Origin of the sequence: Methylobacter psychrophilus (assembly GCF_025583945.1) — a bacterium.
GTDB classification, from domain to species: Bacteria; Pseudomonadota; Gammaproteobacteria; order Methylococcales; family Methylomonadaceae; genus Methylobacter_C; species Methylobacter_C psychrophilus.
This window is the reverse complement of the sequence record NZ_JAOEGU010000063.1, coordinates 1-17872: the sequence shown is the minus strand read 5'-3', so window position 1 is coordinate 17872 and position 17872 is coordinate 1. Positions and strand designations below refer to the sequence as shown.

At 43.4% G+C, this 17872-nt stretch carries 15 protein-coding genes and 1 CRISPR repeat array; of the genes, 6 read left to right on the top strand and 9 right to left on the bottom strand.

Going from position 1 to position 17872, the window contains the following annotated elements; genetic code table 11:
- Nucleotides 1–37 precede the first annotated feature (37 nt).
- A CRISPR array of direct repeats spans nt 38–2508; the repeat unit is 29 nt; unit sequence GCGTTCCCCACACCCGTGGGGATGAACCG.
- Nucleotides 2509–2668: 160 nt separating this feature from the next.
- The gene (locus N7974_RS18210) at nt 2669–2818 is read right to left on the bottom strand and encodes a hypothetical protein (protein ID WP_262966978.1); all 150 of its coding nucleotides are present in this window, start codon (nt 2816–2818) and stop codon (nt 2669–2671) included.
- Nucleotides 2819–2887: 69 nt separating this feature from the next.
- Here N7974_RS18210 and N7974_RS18205 point away from each other — a divergent pair, with 69 nt between their 5' ends.
- From N7974_RS18205 to N7974_RS18195, 3 genes are all read left to right on the top strand, one after another.
- On the top strand, nt 2888–3172 hold the full coding sequence (locus N7974_RS18205) for a CCDC90 family protein (protein ID WP_262966977.1): 285 nt from the start codon (nt 2888–2890) through the stop codon (nt 3170–3172).
- A 753-nt stretch (nt 3173–3925) separates the two neighbouring features.
- A complete protein-coding gene (locus N7974_RS18200) occupies nt 3926–6985 on the top strand; it encodes a DEAD/DEAH box helicase (protein ID WP_262966976.1) in 3060 nt (1019 codons plus the stop codon).
- A gap of 1 nt (nt 6986) precedes the next feature.
- Nucleotides 6987–7826 carry an SWIM zinc finger family protein gene (locus N7974_RS18195; protein WP_262966975.1) on the top strand — a complete coding sequence of 280 codons (840 nt, stop codon included), beginning with the start codon at nt 6987–6989 and terminating at the stop codon, nt 7824–7826.
- Nucleotides 7827–7869: 43 nt separating this feature from the next.
- On the opposite strand, the gene N7974_RS18190 is transcribed toward N7974_RS18195, so the two are convergent.
- The 4 genes from N7974_RS18190 to N7974_RS18175 all read right to left on the bottom strand — a co-directional run bounded on the left by N7974_RS18190 (nt 7870) and on the right by N7974_RS18175 (nt 10232).
- Nucleotides 7870–8868 (bottom strand): NAD(P)H-dependent glycerol-3-phosphate dehydrogenase, encoded by a 999-nt coding sequence (locus N7974_RS18190; RefSeq protein WP_262966979.1) that lies wholly within the window; start codon nt 8866–8868, stop codon nt 7870–7872.
- Nucleotides 8869–8876: 8 nt separating this feature from the next.
- The gene (gene secB / locus N7974_RS18185) at nt 8877–9347 is read right to left on the bottom strand and encodes a protein-export chaperone SecB (protein ID WP_262966974.1); all 471 of its coding nucleotides are present in this window, start codon (nt 9345–9347) and stop codon (nt 8877–8879) included.
- A 63-nt stretch (nt 9348–9410) separates the two neighbouring features.
- On the bottom strand, nt 9411–9872 hold the full coding sequence (locus tag N7974_RS18180; RefSeq protein WP_262966973.1) for a rhodanese-like domain-containing protein: 462 nt from the start codon (nt 9870–9872) through the stop codon (nt 9411–9413).
- A gap of 45 nt (nt 9873–9917) precedes the next feature.
- Nucleotides 9918–10232, bottom strand: coding sequence for an ArsR/SmtB family transcription factor (locus N7974_RS18175; protein WP_243217496.1), 315 nt, complete (start codon nt 10230–10232; stop codon nt 9918–9920).
- Nucleotides 10233–10487: 255 nt separating this feature from the next.
- On the opposite strand from N7974_RS18175, the gene gpmI reads away from it, so the two are divergent.
- The 3 genes from gpmI to N7974_RS18160 all read left to right on the top strand — a co-directional run bounded on the left by gpmI (nt 10488) and on the right by N7974_RS18160 (nt 14776).
- A complete protein-coding gene (gene gpmI, locus N7974_RS18170; RefSeq protein ID WP_262966972.1) occupies nt 10488–12032 on the top strand; it encodes a 2,3-bisphosphoglycerate-independent phosphoglycerate mutase in 1545 nt (514 codons plus the stop codon).
- Between the two features lie 7 nt (nt 12033–12039).
- A complete protein-coding gene (locus N7974_RS18165; RefSeq protein WP_262966971.1) occupies nt 12040–13227 on the top strand; it encodes a murein hydrolase activator EnvC family protein in 1188 nt (395 codons plus the stop codon).
- Nucleotides 13228–13459: 232 nt separating this feature from the next.
- On the top strand, nt 13460–14776 hold the full coding sequence (locus N7974_RS18160) for a S41 family peptidase (protein WP_262966970.1): 1317 nt from the start codon (nt 13460–13462) through the stop codon (nt 14774–14776).
- Nucleotides 14777–15170: 394 nt separating this feature from the next.
- Here the strand turns inward: N7974_RS18160 and N7974_RS18155 are convergent, their stop codons facing one another.
- The 4 genes from N7974_RS18155 to N7974_RS18140 all read right to left on the bottom strand — a co-directional run bounded on the left by N7974_RS18155 (nt 15171) and on the right by N7974_RS18140 (nt 17654).
- Nucleotides 15171–15644 carry a LabA-like NYN domain-containing protein gene (locus N7974_RS18155; RefSeq protein WP_262966969.1) on the bottom strand — a complete coding sequence of 158 codons (474 nt, stop codon included), beginning with the start codon at nt 15642–15644 and terminating at the stop codon, nt 15171–15173.
- 4 nt (nt 15645–15648) lie between these two features.
- Nucleotides 15649–15963 carry a pyrimidine/purine nucleoside phosphorylase gene (ppnP, locus tag N7974_RS18150; protein WP_262966968.1) on the bottom strand — a complete coding sequence of 105 codons (315 nt, stop codon included), beginning with the start codon at nt 15961–15963 and terminating at the stop codon, nt 15649–15651.
- 79 nt (nt 15964–16042) lie between these two features.
- Nucleotides 16043–16618 (bottom strand): tRNA (mnm(5)s(2)U34)-methyltransferase, encoded by a 576-nt coding sequence (locus N7974_RS18145; protein WP_262966967.1) that lies wholly within the window; start codon nt 16616–16618, stop codon nt 16043–16045.
- Nucleotides 16596–17654 (bottom strand): NAD(P)/FAD-dependent oxidoreductase, encoded by a 1059-nt coding sequence (locus tag N7974_RS18140; protein WP_262966966.1) that lies wholly within the window; start codon nt 17652–17654, stop codon nt 16596–16598. Before N7974_RS18140 ends, N7974_RS18145 begins: the two co-directional genes overlap by 23 nt.
- Between the last annotated feature and the right edge of the window lie 218 nt (nt 17655–17872).

Here is a 17872-nt window from a genome sequence, read left to right as displayed (position 1 = left end):
AACCGCACCATCTTGGCAATGTTTGAGGCGTAAACGGGCGTTCCCCACACCCGTGGGGATGAACCGCCGGTTTTGAACCATCCGAAGCAATGACTACAGCGTTCCCCACACCCGTGGGGATGAACCGGCCGCAAAGAAATATAAAAACGATTGTTATCTGCGTTCCCCACACCCGTGGGGATGAACCGTAATGAGTAGTCAGCCGAATAATCCGCAGCAAGCGTTCCCCACACCCGTGGGGATGAACCGCACCATCTTGGCAATGTTTGAGGCGTAAACGGGCGTTCCCCACACCCGTGGGGATGAACCGCCGGTTTTGAACCATCCGAAGCAATGACTACAGCGTTCCCCACACCCGTGGGGATGAACCGCCGCAAATCCCGACCAAATAGATCAGGATCGGGCGTTCCCCACACCCGTGGGGATGAACCGCCGTGCCTTATTCGGTCGCTGGTTATGCGTTAGCGTTCCCCACACCCGTGGGGATGAACCGAATGACCAAAGGCGGCACGGAATCAGAACGCGGCGTTCCCCACACCCGTGGGGATGAACCGACCAGAACTTAACCGGAAAAAACGCGCAAATAGCGTTCCCCACACCCGTGGGGATGAACCGCTATCCCGACACGGCCAAAGTTCAGGATATTTGCGTTCCCCACACCCGTGGGGATGAACCGCCCAGCGTGTTAGTAGCAATAGCCGCATCTTCGCGTTCCCCACACCCGTGGGGATGAACCGGTATTCGACATGCGACTAAACCCGCACAGAAAGCGTTCCCCACACCCGTGGGGATGAACCGGGTAAGTTTGCGGTGACGGTTGATGTTGGCCCGCGTTCCCCACACCCGTGGGGATGAACCGTAGACTCATTACATTTAGCTACAAACTTTCCCCGCGTTCCCCACACCCGTGGGGATGAACCGCATGTTGATTTTTCATCGAATGGGAAAGGAGAGCGTTCCCCACACCCGTGGGGATGAACCGACAGGGGTAGTTCCTGTAGCCAGTTCTGAGTTGCGTTCCCCACACCCGTGGGGATGAACCGCGGAGCGGGATAAATTGCAATCTGATTTATCAGCGTTCCCCACACCCGTGGGGATGAACCGCAGATTGGTGTCATGTACTCTGCGGAACTAATGCGTTCCCCACACCCGTGGGGATGAACCGCCTTCAAATCCATAAATTGTTCGTGGCTCCGAGCGTTCCCCACACCCGTGGGGATGAACCGTAATTGCTCCTAAGTCTGATGTTTTAGCGCGTGCGTTCCCCACACCCGTGGGGATGAACCGCCGCTTTTAACTGCCCGCTTTACAGTGCAGTAGCGTTCCCCACACCCGTGGGGATGAACCGTTATATTTTTCATAAGAAAATCCTTGTTGGTTGCGTTCCCCACACCCGTGGGGATGAACCGGAATTACAAATCGAAAAGGGATTTAAAACGCAGCGTTCCCCACACCCGTGGGGATGAACCGCGTGGTATTAGCCATAATAATTAGGTTTCCATGCGTTCCCCACACCCGTGGGGATGAACCGTGTAGTCTAATAGCTTCACGGTTTGGGATTTTCGCGTTCCCCACACCCGTGGGGATGAACCGTTTGGCAATACGAATTGTGCTGGTCGTTGTGCGCGTTCCCCACACCCGTGGGGATGAACCGCATATACATGCAGTGAGTCGTGCAAGCAGAAAGCGTTCCCCACACCCGTGGGGATGAACCGTTATAGAGTCGCGCCGGATCCTTAGCAAATCGGCGTTCCCCACACCCGTGGGGATGAACCGAACTCTAGTACCAGCGTTTTATTAGCTGCAATGCGTTCCCCACACCCGTGGGGATGAACCGGCTCAAAAGGAACTTGAGCAGCATCTTCATTGGCGTTCCCCACACCCGTGGGGATGAACCGCGGTAATACCGGAACCGCAGGAAACACAACAAGCGTTCCCCACACCCGTGGGGATGAACCATGTACGAGTATTTTCCCAGTGAATATTCGCCCGCGTTCCCCACACCCGTGGGGATGAACCGGCTATATCACCATAACCACTGCATGTTTTACAGCGTTCCCCACACCCGTGGGGATGAACCGGTATTAAATCTGTGGGTGAAATGGGGGTATTTGCGTTCCCCACACCCGTGGGGATGAACCGCAGTAACCAAGACCATGCAGACGATGTTGAAAGCGTTCCCCACACCCGTGGGGATGAACCGCGAGGGGCTATTAATGGCAGATGAAGCCGACAGCGTTCCCCACACCCGTGGGGATGAACCGTTTACTGTTGAGGGTTTCATTGATTACGAAAGGCGTTCCCCACACCCGTGGGGATGAACCGCCGATAACAAGGTATCAATAACCAGTTTTCCAGCGTTCCCCACACCCGTGGGGATGAACCGATGATAAATAACGGATCTAAGGGACAATACCAGCGTTCCCCACACCCGTGGGGATGAACCGCATTAAAGCTCACTGGTCAGGAACTTGAGCAGGCGTTCCCCACACCCGTGGAGATGAACCGTCTGCTTTAGTAAACATAATTACCCATTAATTGTGAAAGTAGTGCTTGATACCTCAAGAATAATATCAAATTGGTCAGTAACTGACTGAATACTATATAAATTAGCGCTATTTGGCGACATAATCTGAAATACTAATACATCATTTTTTAGTTTCTCCAGTTACTCATCAGCCGATAGATCTGATTGCGGTAACTGCAAAATACTTTTAGTATCTGATCCGTATTTTGAACCCAAATAACCATTTACCAGCGATTTTAGCCAGTATCCGGTCATTAGTTGTAAATCATAGCCAGTTATTTTATTATCCATGTATAGATTTTAATGGGTTTGTAGCGTAGATTGGCTCTGGTTTTATGTATTAATTTGATGAGCAAAATAATGACAACGATAACTTTTGATACCTTAAAATTTGCACAGAAACTTGAGCAATCAGGAGTGCCACGCAATCAAGCAGAGGCTTTTGCAGAAGCACAAAAAGACTTTCTTGATGAAATAACACGGGCTGAATTGGCTACCAAGAATGATATTAAGGATATTCGTAGCGATATTCAGTCTATGCGCATAAAAATGGTTGAGCAGGATGGCCAGTTTGCACTACTCAAGTGGATGCTTGGCTTTCTTATGGCAGGTATGCTTTCTTTAGTTATAAAGGCATTTATTTAACTTAATTATTTGAATTTTATATGAAAAAAAATATTAACAGTATGCCTGGTTTTATTCTCATCTCATTACTAATGCTGATTTGAGCATTAATGCTTTTAACAAGATGAATAATGGCAATGAGCTTGAAAAGAAAAGCGTTGAAATGTATGTCTGCTGTGTGTTAATTAGTGTTTAAATGTCAACGGATACTTGGGACCTCAAAAACAACCACCATTATTTTGCTATTCTGGCGACATAATTACCGGTCAGGCGCTAAAAATTGCAGATGATAAGGTTAATTTATACTTATCAAATAACCCAAATGATGGTAAAAAAGAAATGTTGAGGTTATTTGTGCTAGTCGATATTGTCTTACTTAATGTATTTTGCACCGTCACCCATTTCAGTATTACCTAATACCTTGCGAGTCCATTTCAGCTATCATGGCCGCTTTATTTAATGATTGTTTCCCTGTTTCCCGTGAAGCAATTTTTGTAGCTCCATCACTGGCTTTACCGACGTTTCCCGCACCCGTGGGGATGAACCGTAAAGTAGTGAATCTGCCTTACTCATAAATTTGCATTCCTTATCCTCAAGTAACCATTCTTTTTACACGAGACAAAAAAATAAGCGCCTGATTAGACACAGTGACTAACGCACAGGTATTATGGACCAATTTTTATTGGTCAATAAATCTGGTTGCAGTTGATTTATCAGTTATTTATAGCTCGATTGATTATTTGCTTTTATTAACCTTATCAAACTATCGCTTTTATGAACGTAATACATGGAGCCTGGATTCCTAAAGACACCCAAGATTTTATGCAAGTGGGTGATTTTTACTTGTGGGTAGAAAGTGACGAGATTGGGAAGACAGAAAATTTAACGCTGCACCCTCAACATTTGCCCCAAAAGCCTTGTTTGGAATTTTTAAAAAATGACTTGGCATTCGGTTTGGTGGATACAGGGCAGGGGGCATTATTATCGCTGCTGTTACCTACCTATGCCGGTAAGCCATTGCCGTCTCAAGAGCTACAGTATAGTGAAATTGACGACACGGTGATATTGCAGAGCTGGCAGGTCTACGCTTATCCGTTACCAGTCCCGCTGAAAGCGATTAATAACATTCATTTTTTGTGTTGTTATCAGGCCAGTAATAGCCGAATCGGTAGTGATTTTTTGTTTTGGTATTACTTTAGCCAATCGTTAAAACAAATTCTGGCTAAAGATCAGTATATTCCTTTGTTGTTGAGCAAAAAAGCGGGTGCAAAAATTGAGTTGTATCGGCGCTGGCAATTGGTATCAAGCAACTATGAAAGCTTGATACAAGCAGCCATTACCCAAATGCCGCTGGCGTGTAGTCAACAGCACCAGCCTGAATCGTTGTTACGGCATTTTGCCGAAGTGGTTATTGATGAGCTAATTACCGTTGCTGCACTGGAAATTCCGCAGATTTTTACTAAAAAAATTCAGGGTGATTTTTTAGAAACCATTCTGTTACACAAACACTCCGCCGAGTCGATTGCCATCTGCCAACAGCTACCTGATGACTTTATACACTGGCAGCAATGGCAGCAAAAACTGTTGGGAACCCAAGTAAAGAGCACTTTGCATATGGGGTTTCAGTTGCTTGAAGCGAATGCAGAGGCGATTGACCAGTGGCGTTTGGTGTTTTTTCTATCGTCTCACAACGATCCCTCGCTTAAACTGGATTTGGCTGATTTTTGGGCACATAAAGATCACTTTCATGAGTTGTTACAGCAACAGTTTGGGGCGGCAATTGAACAGCAAATTTTAATTAACCTGGCACAAGCGGCACGTATTTATCCCAAATGTTGGCAGGGGATGCAAGGCGCTGAGCCGGATAGTGTGCAATTAACCATGGATGAAGCTTTTGAGTTTTTAAAAGAAAGCGCCTGGATTTTGGAGGATGCTGGTTTTAAAGTTATTATTCCGGCGTGGTTAACCCCTAAAGGTCGCCGCCGGGCAAAAGTTCGTCTGCGTTCTGGTGGTAAAACCAAGTCTGCACCTGCCAGTTCGCAAGCTTATTTCTCGATGGAGACGCTGACAGATTATCACTACGAGTTGGCTATCGGTGATGAAACGCTAACCCCTGAAGAATGGCAACAATTGGTAGATGCCAAAGTGCCGTTGATTTACTTTCGCGGTCAATGGATGGAGTTGGATCGCGATAACATGCAAGACATGCTGGCTTTTATTCAACAGCAAAATACGTCAGTCCCTGAGTTGTCGGTGCAGGAATTATTAAAAAAATTAGCCGAAGATGCTGACAATTTTGAACTTGATGTACATGACAGTCTGGCAAAGATGCTGGCCAAGTTATCGGATAACAGTCAGTTAGAACTCATCGATAATCCGGCGGGACTTAATGCAGAGCTACGCGATTATCAAAAGCGTGGTGTGGCATGGTTACGTTATCTGGAAAACTTGGGTTTAAATGGTTGTCTGGCCGATGATATGGGGCTTGGTAAAACCATGCAAGTGATTAGTTTGTTGGTCATGGAGCGCGAGCAAACAAAACCAGGTCCTACGCTACTGATTGCGCCCACTTCGGTTATTGGCAACTGGCAAAAAGAAATTGAAAAATTTGCCCCGCAGCTGACCACGTTGATTCATCATGGCAGTGACCGTGAACAAGCGGTTAATGCTTTCAAGCAACGCTGCTTACAACATGATTTGCTGATTACCTCGTACACGCTTGCCCGTAAAGACAGTAAATTACTGGGTGCCTTGCACTGGCATCGGGTAGTGCTGGATGAAGCGCAAAATATTAAAAATCCCAAGGCGGCACAAACCAAAGCTATTTTAAAGCTTAATGGCGATTCGCGTATGGCCTTAACAGGTACGCCGGTAGAAAACCGCTTAATGGATTTATGGTCTATTTTTAATTTTCTTAATCCGGGTTATTTAGGTAAACAGGCACATTTTCGTAAAACCTATGAATTGCCGGTACAGCGTGATAATGACCAGCGCCAGTCGACTATCTTAAAAAGACTGATCCAGCCGTTTATCTTGCGGCGTTTGAAAACGGACAAAGCGATTATCAAGGATTTACCCGACAAAATTGACAGCAAGATATATTGTAATCTTAGCAAAGAACAGGCATCCCTGTATGAAGTCGTCGTGCAAGATGTGGTTACCCAGTTAGAGGCAGCAGAAGGTATTCAACGGCAGGGCTTAATGTTGTCGACTTTGATGAAATTAAAACAAATTTGTAATCATCCGATGCAGTTTTTACAAGATGGCAGTGCCTTTACCCCAGAGCGCTCGCATAAACTTGAGCGCATCAGCGAAATGCTCGAAGAAGCGATGGCACAAGGCGATAGTGTGTTGGTATTTACCCAATTTACTGAAATAGGTGAGCACCTGGAACGTTATCTAAGAAAAGAAAAACATTATAAAACCCATTACTTGCATGGTGGCACGCCACGTAACAAACGTGAATTGATGATCAGTGATTTTCAAGATCCGGATACCGGTCCTGCTGTGTTTATTTTATCGCTCAAAGCCGGTGGTGTGGGTATCACCTTAACCCAGGCCAATCATGTGTTTCATTTTGATCGTTGGTGGAATCCTGCGGTTGAAAATCAGGCGACTGACCGGGCCTTTCGTATCGGCCAGAAAAAAAATGTCTTTGTACATAAATTTGTAACGCTGGGGACACTGGAAGAGCGTATCGATCAAATGATTAGTGATAAGCAAAAAATGGCTGACAGCATTGTTGGTAATGATGAAAGCTGGCTAACCAAGCTTGATAATCAGGCATTTAAAGAACTGATTACACTCAATAAACACAGCATTATGGAAGACTGATATGAGTGCTCATGCAAAAACCTGGTGGGGACAGCAATTTATAGCCGCCCTGGAAGATTTTACCGACAGTGGTCGCCTTGCGCGTGGACGCTCTTATTCTACCGACAATCGTATCAAGCAATGGGTATTGCAGAAAGGTAAAGTCGAGGCAAAAATGCGCGGGAACATCAATCCTTATTTTGGTGTTTATAAAGAGCCAACTTATAAAGTCAGTGTGCAAATGACGCATTTATCAGAGGGGCAATGGCAAAAAATAATTCAAAAACTTAGCCAACGCGCCAGTTTTATTGCCCGATTATTGCTCAATGAAATTCCGGAAAATATTGAAACGGTGTTTACTGATGTGGGTGTGCATTTTCTGCCCAATGATTATAAAGATTTTAACGTGTCCTGTAACTGCCCCGATTATGAAGTCCCCTGTAAACATATTGCTGGTGTTTGTTACCGCTTGGCGGGTCAATTAGATCAAGATCCGTTTCTGTTATTTGAAATGCGCGGACTGGCACCCGAAAAATTATTACAGGAATTGGCGCTATCACCTTTAGGTAAAGTATTAAGTGATGCAAAAAGCAGTGCAGCTGTTGACACGCAACCGGTGAGCAGTTTTTATACTCGACCGGTATTAACAGAGTTGCCTAAGGAAATTCGCTTGAAAGACTTTTGGCAGGGACAGCTGCCGTTGCCAAAAAGTCTGGAACCCGGCCAAGCGGCAACTGTTCCCGCTATGTTAATTAAAAAAGGCGGGGATTTTCCTGCGTTTTGGCAAAAACAAAACTCTTTTATCGACGTGATGGAAGATTTTTATCTTAGGATGCGTAAGGCTACTTTGAAAGGGTTGTGATTGCAAACGCCGGTGATGCATTGAGTCAATTAAACAGGGAGCCTTAAGATTCGGCTTTCTGTTCACGTGCCAACAGATTTTGTACGGCAGTCAGTGGTGCGAGGTTTTCGTAGAGCACTTTATAGGTTTGCTCAGTGATGGGCATATCTATGCCGTGTTTTCTGGCTAATAATAACGTTTCTTTGGCGGCGGAAATACCTTCGATTTCCTGGCCAATTTCCTGCATGGCTGTTACTCTGTCTTTACCGAGTCCCAATGCCAAACCAAAGCGCCGGTTTCTGGATTGGTTGTCGGTACAGGTTAAAATAAGATCTCCCAAGCCTGCCAAACCCATAAAGGTTTCTTGTTTTCCTCCCAGTTCAACACCCAAGCGAATAATTTCATTAAGGCCGCGTGTAATTAATGCGGCTCTGGTGTTGGCACCAAAGCCCAAACCATCAGCGATACCGGCAGCAATAGCCAGAACATTTTTTACCGCACCACCCACTTCTACGCCGACAATATCGGCACTGGTATAGGTTCTAAACTGTCCGCCATGCAAAATGGTGGAAAGTTGTTTGGCAAAGCCCGGCTGGGATGAGGCTATAGTAATGGCAGTGGGGAGGTTTTCTGCAACTTCGTGAGCAAAGGTAGGCCCTGAAAGAATGGCCGCCGGGGTTTGCGGGCCAAAAATATCAGCAACTATTTCATGGAGTAATGAACCATCATCAGGATTGAATCCTTTGCTTGCCCACGCTATTTTAACTTCGTTTGATAAGTAGGGTTTAAGCTCAATCAGGGTTTTTTTAAAGGCATGACTGGGCACACAGACCAGTAGCAGCTTGCTAAATGCAGCAACTTCGGCCAAGTCTGAAGTAACGGCAAGAGTGGCAGGGAAATAATGCTCAGGTAGATAGCGTTTATTTTGACGGTCTTTTGCAAGTGCCGTCATATGCTCAGGATTATGTCCCCATAACAGAGTCTGGCAACCATTTCTGGCTGCCAGAAGCGCAAGAGCCGTTCCCCAGGAACCTGCGCCCAGGATAGCTATTTTTTTGTTAATCACACCAATTAATTGATAGTCTCAGAGCCCGGGATTTGTTGCTGTGCTTGTTGTAAATGCTGGGCATACAAGGCATCAAAATTCACTGGTGCTAAAAGCAGTTGTGGGAAACCGCCTTTTGAAACCAAGTCAGATACAGCTTCGCGGGCGTACGGAAAAAGAATGTTTGGACAAAAACTGCCTACCATAGGGCCCATTTCTTGATCGGTAAAACCGTTTAAGGCAAAGATTCCCGCTTGATTGACTTCAACCAGGTAAGCTGTTTTGTCATTGCTTTTAACGGTGATAGTGACGGTCAGTGCAATTTCATATAGTGAATTTTCCAAGGGCTCAACGTGAGATCCAAGATTAAAATCAACGGAAGGTTCCCATTTTTCAGTGAATATGGTCGGTGAATTGGGTGTTTCAAAAGACATGTCTTTGGTATAAATTTTTTGAATAGAGAATTGTTTTTCTATTGCTGTTTGCTCTTCGGCCATAATTAATGTGTTGTTTAAGGTTTTAGTATGCGTGAGATTTATTAGCGTTAGTTGCTAGTGAATTCATGCGCTTGGGTTGGTTTTGGTTTTTTGTTTACTGGTTATTTTTATGGGTAATTTATAGTCGTTTTCCCAAGCATCCATACCGCCAGTAATAACGAAAACTTGCTCGAATCCTGCTTTTGTTAATAATTTGGCGGCTGATGCCGAGCGAGTACCGGTTTTGCAGGAAATAAGCACTGGTTTGGTTTTATGTTCGGCTATTTTTGCAAGCTCTTCCGGTAATTTACCTAAAGGCATATTGATGGATTGCTCAATGTGATTGTGAATAAATTCAGAGGGCTCGCGAACATCGATAACCAGTGTATCGCTATCGTTCATTTTAGCGACAGCCAGCAAAGGTGAAACAGCATTAAATTTCTTAAAGGCGGTGTCAAATAATTCTTGGATCAATAAATAAGTAACAACAGCCAGTGCCAGCGATAATATGTAATGATTTAAAATAAAGTCTAGATAACGGTCCATAGGATATGTTTTAGGTTAAGTGAAGGTCAAAATGTCAAAAATAAATCAGCTTTTGGAACAAAAAACATCTCGCATCATTTTAATAAGTAGCAGCATACGTTCATCATCAATAAAGTAATAAACACGATTGGCTTCTTTTTTTGAGCCGAGAATATTTTTTTCCCTAAGAATTGATAAGTGCTGGGAAATATTGCTCTGGCTGGTGCCTACTTGCTCGACAATATCTTGTACACTAATTGCATTAGTGCCAAGAACGCACAATATTTTTAATCGCAATGGATGTGACATGGCTTTCAGGCAGCGTGCCGCTCTGGCTATGTCGGTGTCATTATATAAAATATGTTGGTTTTTAGTTTCCATAGTACTACGTAATGCTACTGGTTTACGGTGTCTTTATCGTCAATAAAGAACTTCCGAAGAATTATTTATACACAACTACTACCAACGTGTATTAATATAATGATTACTTTGCCTGTTTACCCAAACAACAAATTTGACAAAATGATACCTTATTTTGAACCATTTTGGGTAATGGATAATATAATAGTGCTTCTGATTTATATTTTATCCACCAGGTGCCCCCGATTTTTTTTATTATACAGAGATAAATGAAAGATGTTGAACCGACCTAAGCCTTTAGTTTTGCTGATTATTGATGGATTTGGTTATTCATTGGAGCAAGAGAGTAATGCCATTGCGATGGCCAATACACCTTGTTGGGATCAGTTACAAAAAGATTATCCCATGACCTTATTGGATTGTTCCGGTCACTCCGTTGGCTTGCCTGATGACCAAATGGGTAATTCTGAAGTGGGGCATATTCATATAGGGACAGGACGTTATGTGCCTCAGGATTTTTCCAAAGTGAATGACGCGATAACCGATGGCAGTTTTTTTACCAATCCGGTGCTTTGTCGTGCCGTTGATCATGCCAAAGATAAAGGTAAAGCACTACATATTATGGGCTTGTTATCTCCCGGTGGTGTGCACAGTCACGAAGAGCAAATTTCGGCGATGGTCGAGCTTGCAGCAAAACGAGGCTTAACTAAAATTTATCTGCATGCATTTTTGGATGGTCGGGATGTTCCACCTAAAAGTGCAACCGCTTCCATTCAATTATTGGAAGCAAAATTTGCTGAGCTTGGTGTTGGTCGTATAGTCTCAATAATGGGGCGTTTTTATGCAATGGATAGAGACAATCGTTGGGATCGGGTAAAATCCGCTTACAATTTGATTGCTAAAGGCGAAGCCGGCTTTTGTGTTGATTCTGCCCTGCAAGGATTGGCAACGGCTTACGAAAGAGGCGAAACGGATGAGTTTGTTTTACCAACCGCTGTGGTCGATAGTGAAGGTCAGGTAGTTGTACTTGATCCTGAAGACTCGGTAGTTTTTATGAATTTTCGGGCTGATCGGGCACGCGAAATTTCTCAGGCAATAACCTCAATAACGTTTGATTCATTTGATAGAGGCTGCGAACCTTTCCAAGGTTACTTCTGTACCTTAACCGAATACCATCAAGATTTTGGTTATGATATAGCGTTCCCTTCGGTAGACATTAAAAATTGTCTTGGCGAATACTTGTCAGTACTGGGTATGAAGCAACTTCGGCTGGCAGAAACTGAAAAATATGCGCATGTCACTTTTTTCCTTAATGGCGGTGTTGATACGCCTTTTCCTGGAGAAGACCGGATATTAGTGCCATCGCCAAAAGTTAGAACTTATGACTTACAACCGGAAATGAATGCGGGAGAGGTTACTGACCATTTGGTCGAAGCAATAATCGGTGGTAAATACGATGTTATTATATGTAATTATGCTAATTGCGACATGGTTGGTCACACCGGCATTATCCCTGCGGCGATTCTTGCTGTAGAGGCTGTGGATAAAGCCTTGCAACGCGTCGTTGATGCGTTAAAGTCTGTCAATGGGCAGCTCTTGTTAACGGCTGATCATGGTAATATTGAACAAATGCTTGATAAAGTAACAGGGCAACCGCACACGGCGCATACGACAAACCAGGTACCGTTGGTTTATGTCGGCGGGCATAAATCATTGGCTTCTGGTGGTGGTTTATCGGATTTAGCGCCAACTATGCTGGCTATTTTAGGTGTCGAGCAACCCGTTGAAATGACGGGACGATCACTCATTAATGCTGCTTGATTTGTGAATGAGAAAAAAGCTGTTTTTTGTTTTTTTGCTGGGCACTTGGCTTAATCAGGGTTATGCAGAGGATTTGCAGGCTAACCCTGAGCTCAATGAGCTTAATAAGGTTGAGTCAGATATTACTGGTGTTACGCAGACCTTGCAGCAGCTCGCAGAGCAAAAAGATGCTTTGCAGAGTCTGTTGGCCGAGATTGAAAAGCACTATGGTGAAATAGCCGCTTCATTGAAAATATTGCAAGGTCAAATTGAGAAAAAACGTGAGGGCTTGGACAAGATTCGCGATGATATGCAAGGTTATCAGGCTGAAGTAGATAAGTTAAGCAAGCAATTGGCTGATCAAATAAGAGTTGCTTACGCCATTGGCGAAAAAGAAAAATTGAAGTTGCTTCTTAACCAGCAAGATCCGGCTTTATCCAGCCGGATGATGGTTTATTTTAATTATTTCAATAAAGACCGAATAAAAAAACTGACTGATATAGAAAGGGCTGTTCAGCGTCTGGACCAGTTGGATCAGCAAAAACAAGCTGAAACCAAGCTGTTGGAACAAGATCTTGAGCGAAAGAAAACAGAGCAAGCGGTTTTTGATGAGGCCAGAAAGCAAAGAAATGACTTGTTGGTGAAAATTGATACGGACTTTTCTTCAAATGAACAACAATTAAGTCAGTTGCAGGAAAGTGAAAACAGACTGAAAAGTTTGATGGCTTCTTTACCCGTTACCGAAGCCGAGCTTGCTGTTGATCCCGATCAGGTAATGGCAGTGCCTGTATCTGTATCCGTGGCACAGTCTGCTCAGCCAAAAGTTGATTTTCTATCACTCAAAGGTAAGTTGTCCTGGCCTGTCAATGGTAAGTTGGCACAGAAATTTGGGAGTGCCCGAACAACCGGTACTTGGGATGGCGTGTTGATTGATGCGAATGAAGGTCAGGAAATAAAGGCTGTTACCGCAGGTAAAGTAGTCTATGCGGAGTGGATGCGCAGTTATGGTTTGTTGCTTATTATTGATCACGGTCAGGGGTATATGACGCTGTATGCCTTTAATCAGAGTCTTTATAAGCAAGCGGGTGATTTTGTAGCGACTGGAGATATTATCGCTTCTGTTGGACAAAGTGGCGGGCGCAGTCAGTCCGGGTTATATTTTGGAATACGCAATAAAGGTGTGCCCATTGATCCGCTTGAATGGTGCCAAAGATAAGGCGATTTCCTGCGAATAATATCCCCAGCTTGCTGGTCTTTTTATTCATTTACTGCGTTGTCAAAATAGTTACGTAGCCAGCTACGCGCCTATTTCTCCGTCTTGTAAATAAACAAAAATCCTGTATCACTTGGGTATATTTATTCTTGGATATCACCTAAATGGTCTTCAAGCAGTTAGTCGTTTGATGATAATAAATGTAGAAAATTGAAGATTTGGAGTTTTAACACACATGCTAAAAAAGAAAACTATTTTTATTTTATCCTTAGGGATTATGTTGGGTGTTTTTATGGGTATCTGCGGCAGTGTATTTGCCGAACGAACTAATACCGATGTTGCAACCGATACCGAAGTATTACCTTATGAGGATTTGCGGACATTTACAGAAATTTTTGGGCGGATAAAAAGAGATTATGTCGAGCCTGTTTCTGATAAAAAATTATTGGAAGATGCTATTCGAGGCATGTTGAGCGGTCTTGATCCGCATTCTGCTTATTTGGTTGCTGAAGAATATCAGGAATTAAAAGAAGGTACTACCGGACAATTTGGTGGTTTGGGTATCGAAGTGACTATGGAAAACGGCTTTATAAAAGTAGTTTCACCTATTGATGATACACCAGCCCAAAAAGCGGGAATAAAAGCCGGAGACCTTATTATCAAATTGGATGATAAGCCGGTAAAGGGTATGTCATTGGGAGATGCAGTCAAGCTGATGCGTGGTGAGCCCGGTAGTAAAATTGTCCTGACCATTGTTCGTGAAAGCGAAGAAACGCCTTTGAAATTAACATTGGCCCGCGACATTATAAAAGTTAAAAGCGTTAAGAGCAGAATCCTGGAAAAAGGCTACGGTTATGTGCGTATTAGCAGTTTCCAATCAGGTACAGGCGATTCTTTAAAAGAAGCATTGGCTGCATTGAAAAAAGAAAACGGCGGCGTATTAAAAGGTCTGGTTCTTGATTTAAGAAATAATCCCGGCGGTGTTTTAAATGCGGCAGTTGAAGTGAGTGATGCTTTTCTAAAAAGCGGTCTCATTGTTTATACGGAAGGACGTATTGAAAATTCAGAGATGCGCTTTAATGCATCACCTGATGATTTGATTGATGGTGCGCCTATCGTGGTATTGATCAATGGCGGCTCTGCGTCGGCATCAGAGATTGTCGCAGGTGCTTTACAGGATCAAAAACGCGCCGTTATTATGGGCGAAAAATCATTCGGTAAAGGCTCTGTACAAACGATATTGCCGACCAGTAATGGTGCAGCAGTGAAGTTGACAACAGCACGCTATTACACGCCTTCAGGTCGCTCCATACAAGCTGAAGGTATTGAGCCTGATGTTACCTTGGCGCGTGTCAAGTTGGAGGCTTTGGGTAAAGCTGATTTTTCACCGGTTAAAGAGTCTGATTTGTCGGGCCATTTACAGAGTGGAAAAGGTGCTGTTACTGATAAAAAAGATGGCTTGGATAAAGATAAGGACAAGCTGGATGTAGCAGACTATTCCTTGCATGAAGCCTTAAATTTACTAAAAGGCATTAGTATCATCAAGAAATAATTTGTTTGGTACGTTTTAGTCAAAAAAACCGGATTTCAGGCAACTGAAATCCGGTTTTTTTATGGGAGCTATTTTGATCATGAAATAGCCTGTAAATTCTTATTTCTCAAAGGTAGTATCGGCTAAGCAATAAATTTATTCACCACGAAGACACGAAGAACACGAAGTTTTCTTTGGTTATCAAATTAATACAGGGCAGCGTAAGTTAAGCTTTATTCATTGTCCAGCTATAGACTTTCAGAAATTAAACTTCCATTACATTAAATTTTGAGCCCGTACGGATAACATCCCTTGAAGGGATGGTATCCGTTAGCATCGAAATTATTTATCTGAAAGTCTATATTATGATTTGGTTTTTTTTCTTCGTGTCTTCGTGGTGAAATTTTTTAACAGCTTACAGCAGCAATTTATCGTCAATTGCGATAAAGCGGCTAGCCGCGTTGATTAGCGATGGAGCGGTCAGTGCAGGTACGCCATATACTTCGGTCGTAACAGAATAAGTGCTGCCGACTTTATTCAGCAGCAGATCAAAGTCACCATCGCCGGATAACAAAATAACGATATCCGCTTTGGCGGCATACTCCATTACATCAATTGTAATACCGACATCCCAGTCACCTTTGGCAGAACCGTCACATCGCTGTATATAGGGCTTAAGTTTGACTTCAAAACCAATGTTTCTCAGTATTTGTTGAAAGCCCAGTTGCTTGCTGTCACCTTTATCAATGGCATAAGCAAACGCGCCGATAACCGTTCTGTTGGCAGTTGCCTTAGTCCAGAATGCGCTGTAGTTAAAATGTCGTTGATAGCTTTGCTTGGTAGTGTAATAAATATTTTGCACATCGACAAAGATGGCGACTTTGTCCATCCTGTTATTTGATAAAAGAACAGCAATAATCTGTAGGCGTATTAATTTTTACTGTAAATGCTGAATTGGCCGGTACATCAAATGATTCACCGCCAGTTATTTTTTGCCATTGGTCGGTTTCAGGTAATAAAACATCAAGGTCACCATCGATGATTTCCATTAATTCTTTATCAGCGGTGTTGAACGTATATTCGCCCGGCAACATAAAGCCCAGTGTTTTTGAAGAACCATCGGCAAAATTAATCGTGCGACTGCTGACGTTACCGCCGAAATAGACGTTGGCTTTTTTGATGACGGATACGTTATTAAATTCTGACATGTTGGTCCTTAAATATAATGGTTAACAATGAGTAAAACAGGGAGGGAATGATAGCAGATTGTTTTCTGGTCAGTTGGTTTTAGTGCATCTTTTGAATGACAAAAAGCCTGGGTGCAGAGTCTTTATTATCGACGCTGTAAATGATGTCAATTTTAAAATGCTCCTTATCCAGTTGTTCACACCAGTTTTTAACTTGAGCTGTTTCCAGATCACCACCTGAATGGCCGGGATAAGCCATTATCGTGATAATGCCTTGGCTGGATAATAACTCGCAAGCACTATGTAAAGCCGTTATTGTTGAATCTGTGCAAGTGATGATGTTTTTATCACCACCCGGTAGATAGCCCAGGTTAAACATGATTACGCTGATATTGCCGTGATGGTTTGCGGGGATTATGTCACTCATGTCGGCATGGCTGGCCTGTATTAACGTCAAGCATTTCATACCCTGTGTTTGCAGGAATTTTGCCCGGGTTGATTCGATGGCAGCCTGTTGTATATCAAAGCCGAAAACTTTGCCGGATGGGCTGACTTGCTTGACCAGAAATAAAGTGTCATGGCCGTTACCTACGGTTGCATCAATCGCAATAGCGCCAGGATGAAGAATCTCTTTGATAAAATTATGGGCGGTGTTAACCAGTGAAATGCGTTGCATAATAACGTTGAATGTTCGAGGGTAGGGGCGTGTTAGTTAATAAATTGTCAGCGAAATGCCGGCAAAATTCGGGGATTTGCAAGCTGCCTTTAGCGCCAAAACCGTTAAAAACAGCGAGTTTCAGATGTTGTGGATGATGGCCTATGAAGGGCTGTTTGTCCAGGGTACAGGGCCGAATATTGGCTTGATGATTAAGTAATCTTACCTGCGTTAAATCCGCTGAAATAGTATTAAGCGCCGTTAATAAAGCATTTTTGCCGCATTCGGTAGGCAGGTTGTTCAAGTTTTCCCTATCAAATGTTGCACCAACACGGATGTGGTGATCGTTTAAAGGAATTAACCAGTCACCAAAATTAAGAATTTTATCAGGTAATTGGCTTTGATGTTCCAGCGTTAAAATTTCGCCTTTTACCAATTGAAAAGGCAGCCAGGAAAACCAGGGATTACCGGTGGCATGATGGCCTTCACAGAAAATAATCTGTTTGGGAGAAATATCCTGCCAGCGTAAAGTCGGTTGCAGTTGAATGTTCTGGTAATCAATATTTGCCTGTCGGTAACATTGCCTTGCTATAAAAAAATCTTTTAAACTCGCTAATAATGGCCGGGTTAATAGATAACCGGTTTGTTTTTGTTCCAACAAGCCGAAAGGTGTTATCAGGTTTTTTATGGTTTGGTCAGTCGGCGTTATTGCGCCCAAATAGTCGTGATAATCAGGATTTTGAAGCCGCTTAAGGCAATGGCTTAATTCTTTGGCACTGCGAAAAAGTCGCAGCATGGGTTTTTCCCTATAAAAAGACTGCTGAAAAAAATCGGCTAATTCTGAATAACATTGTTGTGCTGTCGGCAACAAGCTGTCTACACCCACAGATTTTACAAAACGCATGCCGGTGACCGGATTGATTAAGCCGGCGGCGATCTGTGAGGCATTTTCCTTGCCATTATCAACGATAATAACCTTGCAACCCCGTTGTATAAGTTCCCATGCCAGTAAGCTGCCCGCCAAGCCTTGGCCGATAATTAAGTAATCGATAGTCATTAAGTTATTTTCATAAGATGGCTACAATTTTTTGATAGGCATAAATATCTACACAATTCACTGTCTCATAGGGCTAGACTGGGCTTATGTATTATACCCTTTCAGAGCTTTGTGGTTCGTGGCATATTGAACCGGTTTCCAAGTTTCAGCTTGGTAACCAGTTATAAGGGATGGTATAGAGTCCCAAGTTGATTAAGCTACATTATTTTCTGTAGGGC

Coding starts and splice junctions, on each gene's coding strand:
- N7974_RS18180 (WP_262966973.1), bottom strand. CDS start 9,872: ATGGACCGTTATCTAGACTTTATTTTAAATCATTACATATTATCGCTG.
- N7974_RS18175 (WP_243217496.1), bottom strand. CDS start 10,232: ATGGAAACTAAAAACCAACATATTTTATATAATGACACCGACATAGCC.
- N7974_RS18160 (WP_262966970.1), top strand. CDS start 13,460: ATGCTAAAAAAGAAAACTATTTTTATTTTATCCTTAGGGATTATGTTG.
- N7974_RS18195 (WP_262966975.1), top strand. CDS start 6,987: ATGAGTGCTCATGCAAAAACCTGGTGGGGACAGCAATTTATAGCCGCC.
- secB (WP_262966974.1), bottom strand. CDS start 9,347: ATGGCCGAAGAGCAAACAGCAATAGAAAAACAATTCTCTATTCAAAAA.
- gpmI (WP_262966972.1), top strand. CDS start 10,488: ATGTTGAACCGACCTAAGCCTTTAGTTTTGCTGATTATTGATGGATTT.
- N7974_RS18165 (WP_262966971.1), top strand. CDS start 12,040: ATGAGAAAAAAGCTGTTTTTTGTTTTTTTGCTGGGCACTTGGCTTAAT.
- N7974_RS18145 (WP_262966967.1), bottom strand. CDS start 16,618: ATGCAACGCATTTCACTGGTTAACACCGCCCATAATTTTATCAAAGAG.
- N7974_RS18210 (WP_262966978.1), bottom strand. CDS start 2,818: ATGGATAATAAAATAACTGGCTATGATTTACAACTAATGACCGGATAC.
- N7974_RS18205 (WP_262966977.1), top strand. CDS start 2,888: ATGACAACGATAACTTTTGATACCTTAAAATTTGCACAGAAACTTGAG.
- N7974_RS18155 (WP_262966969.1), bottom strand. CDS start 15,644: ATGGACAAAGTCGCCATCTTTGTCGATGTGCAAAATATTTATTACACT.
- ppnP (WP_262966968.1), bottom strand. CDS start 15,963: ATGTCAGAATTTAATAACGTATCCGTCATCAAAAAAGCCAACGTCTAT.
- N7974_RS18200 (WP_262966976.1), top strand. CDS start 3,926: ATGAACGTAATACATGGAGCCTGGATTCCTAAAGACACCCAAGATTTT.
- N7974_RS18140 (WP_262966966.1), bottom strand. CDS start 17,654: ATGACTATCGATTACTTAATTATCGGCCAAGGCTTGGCGGGCAGCTTA.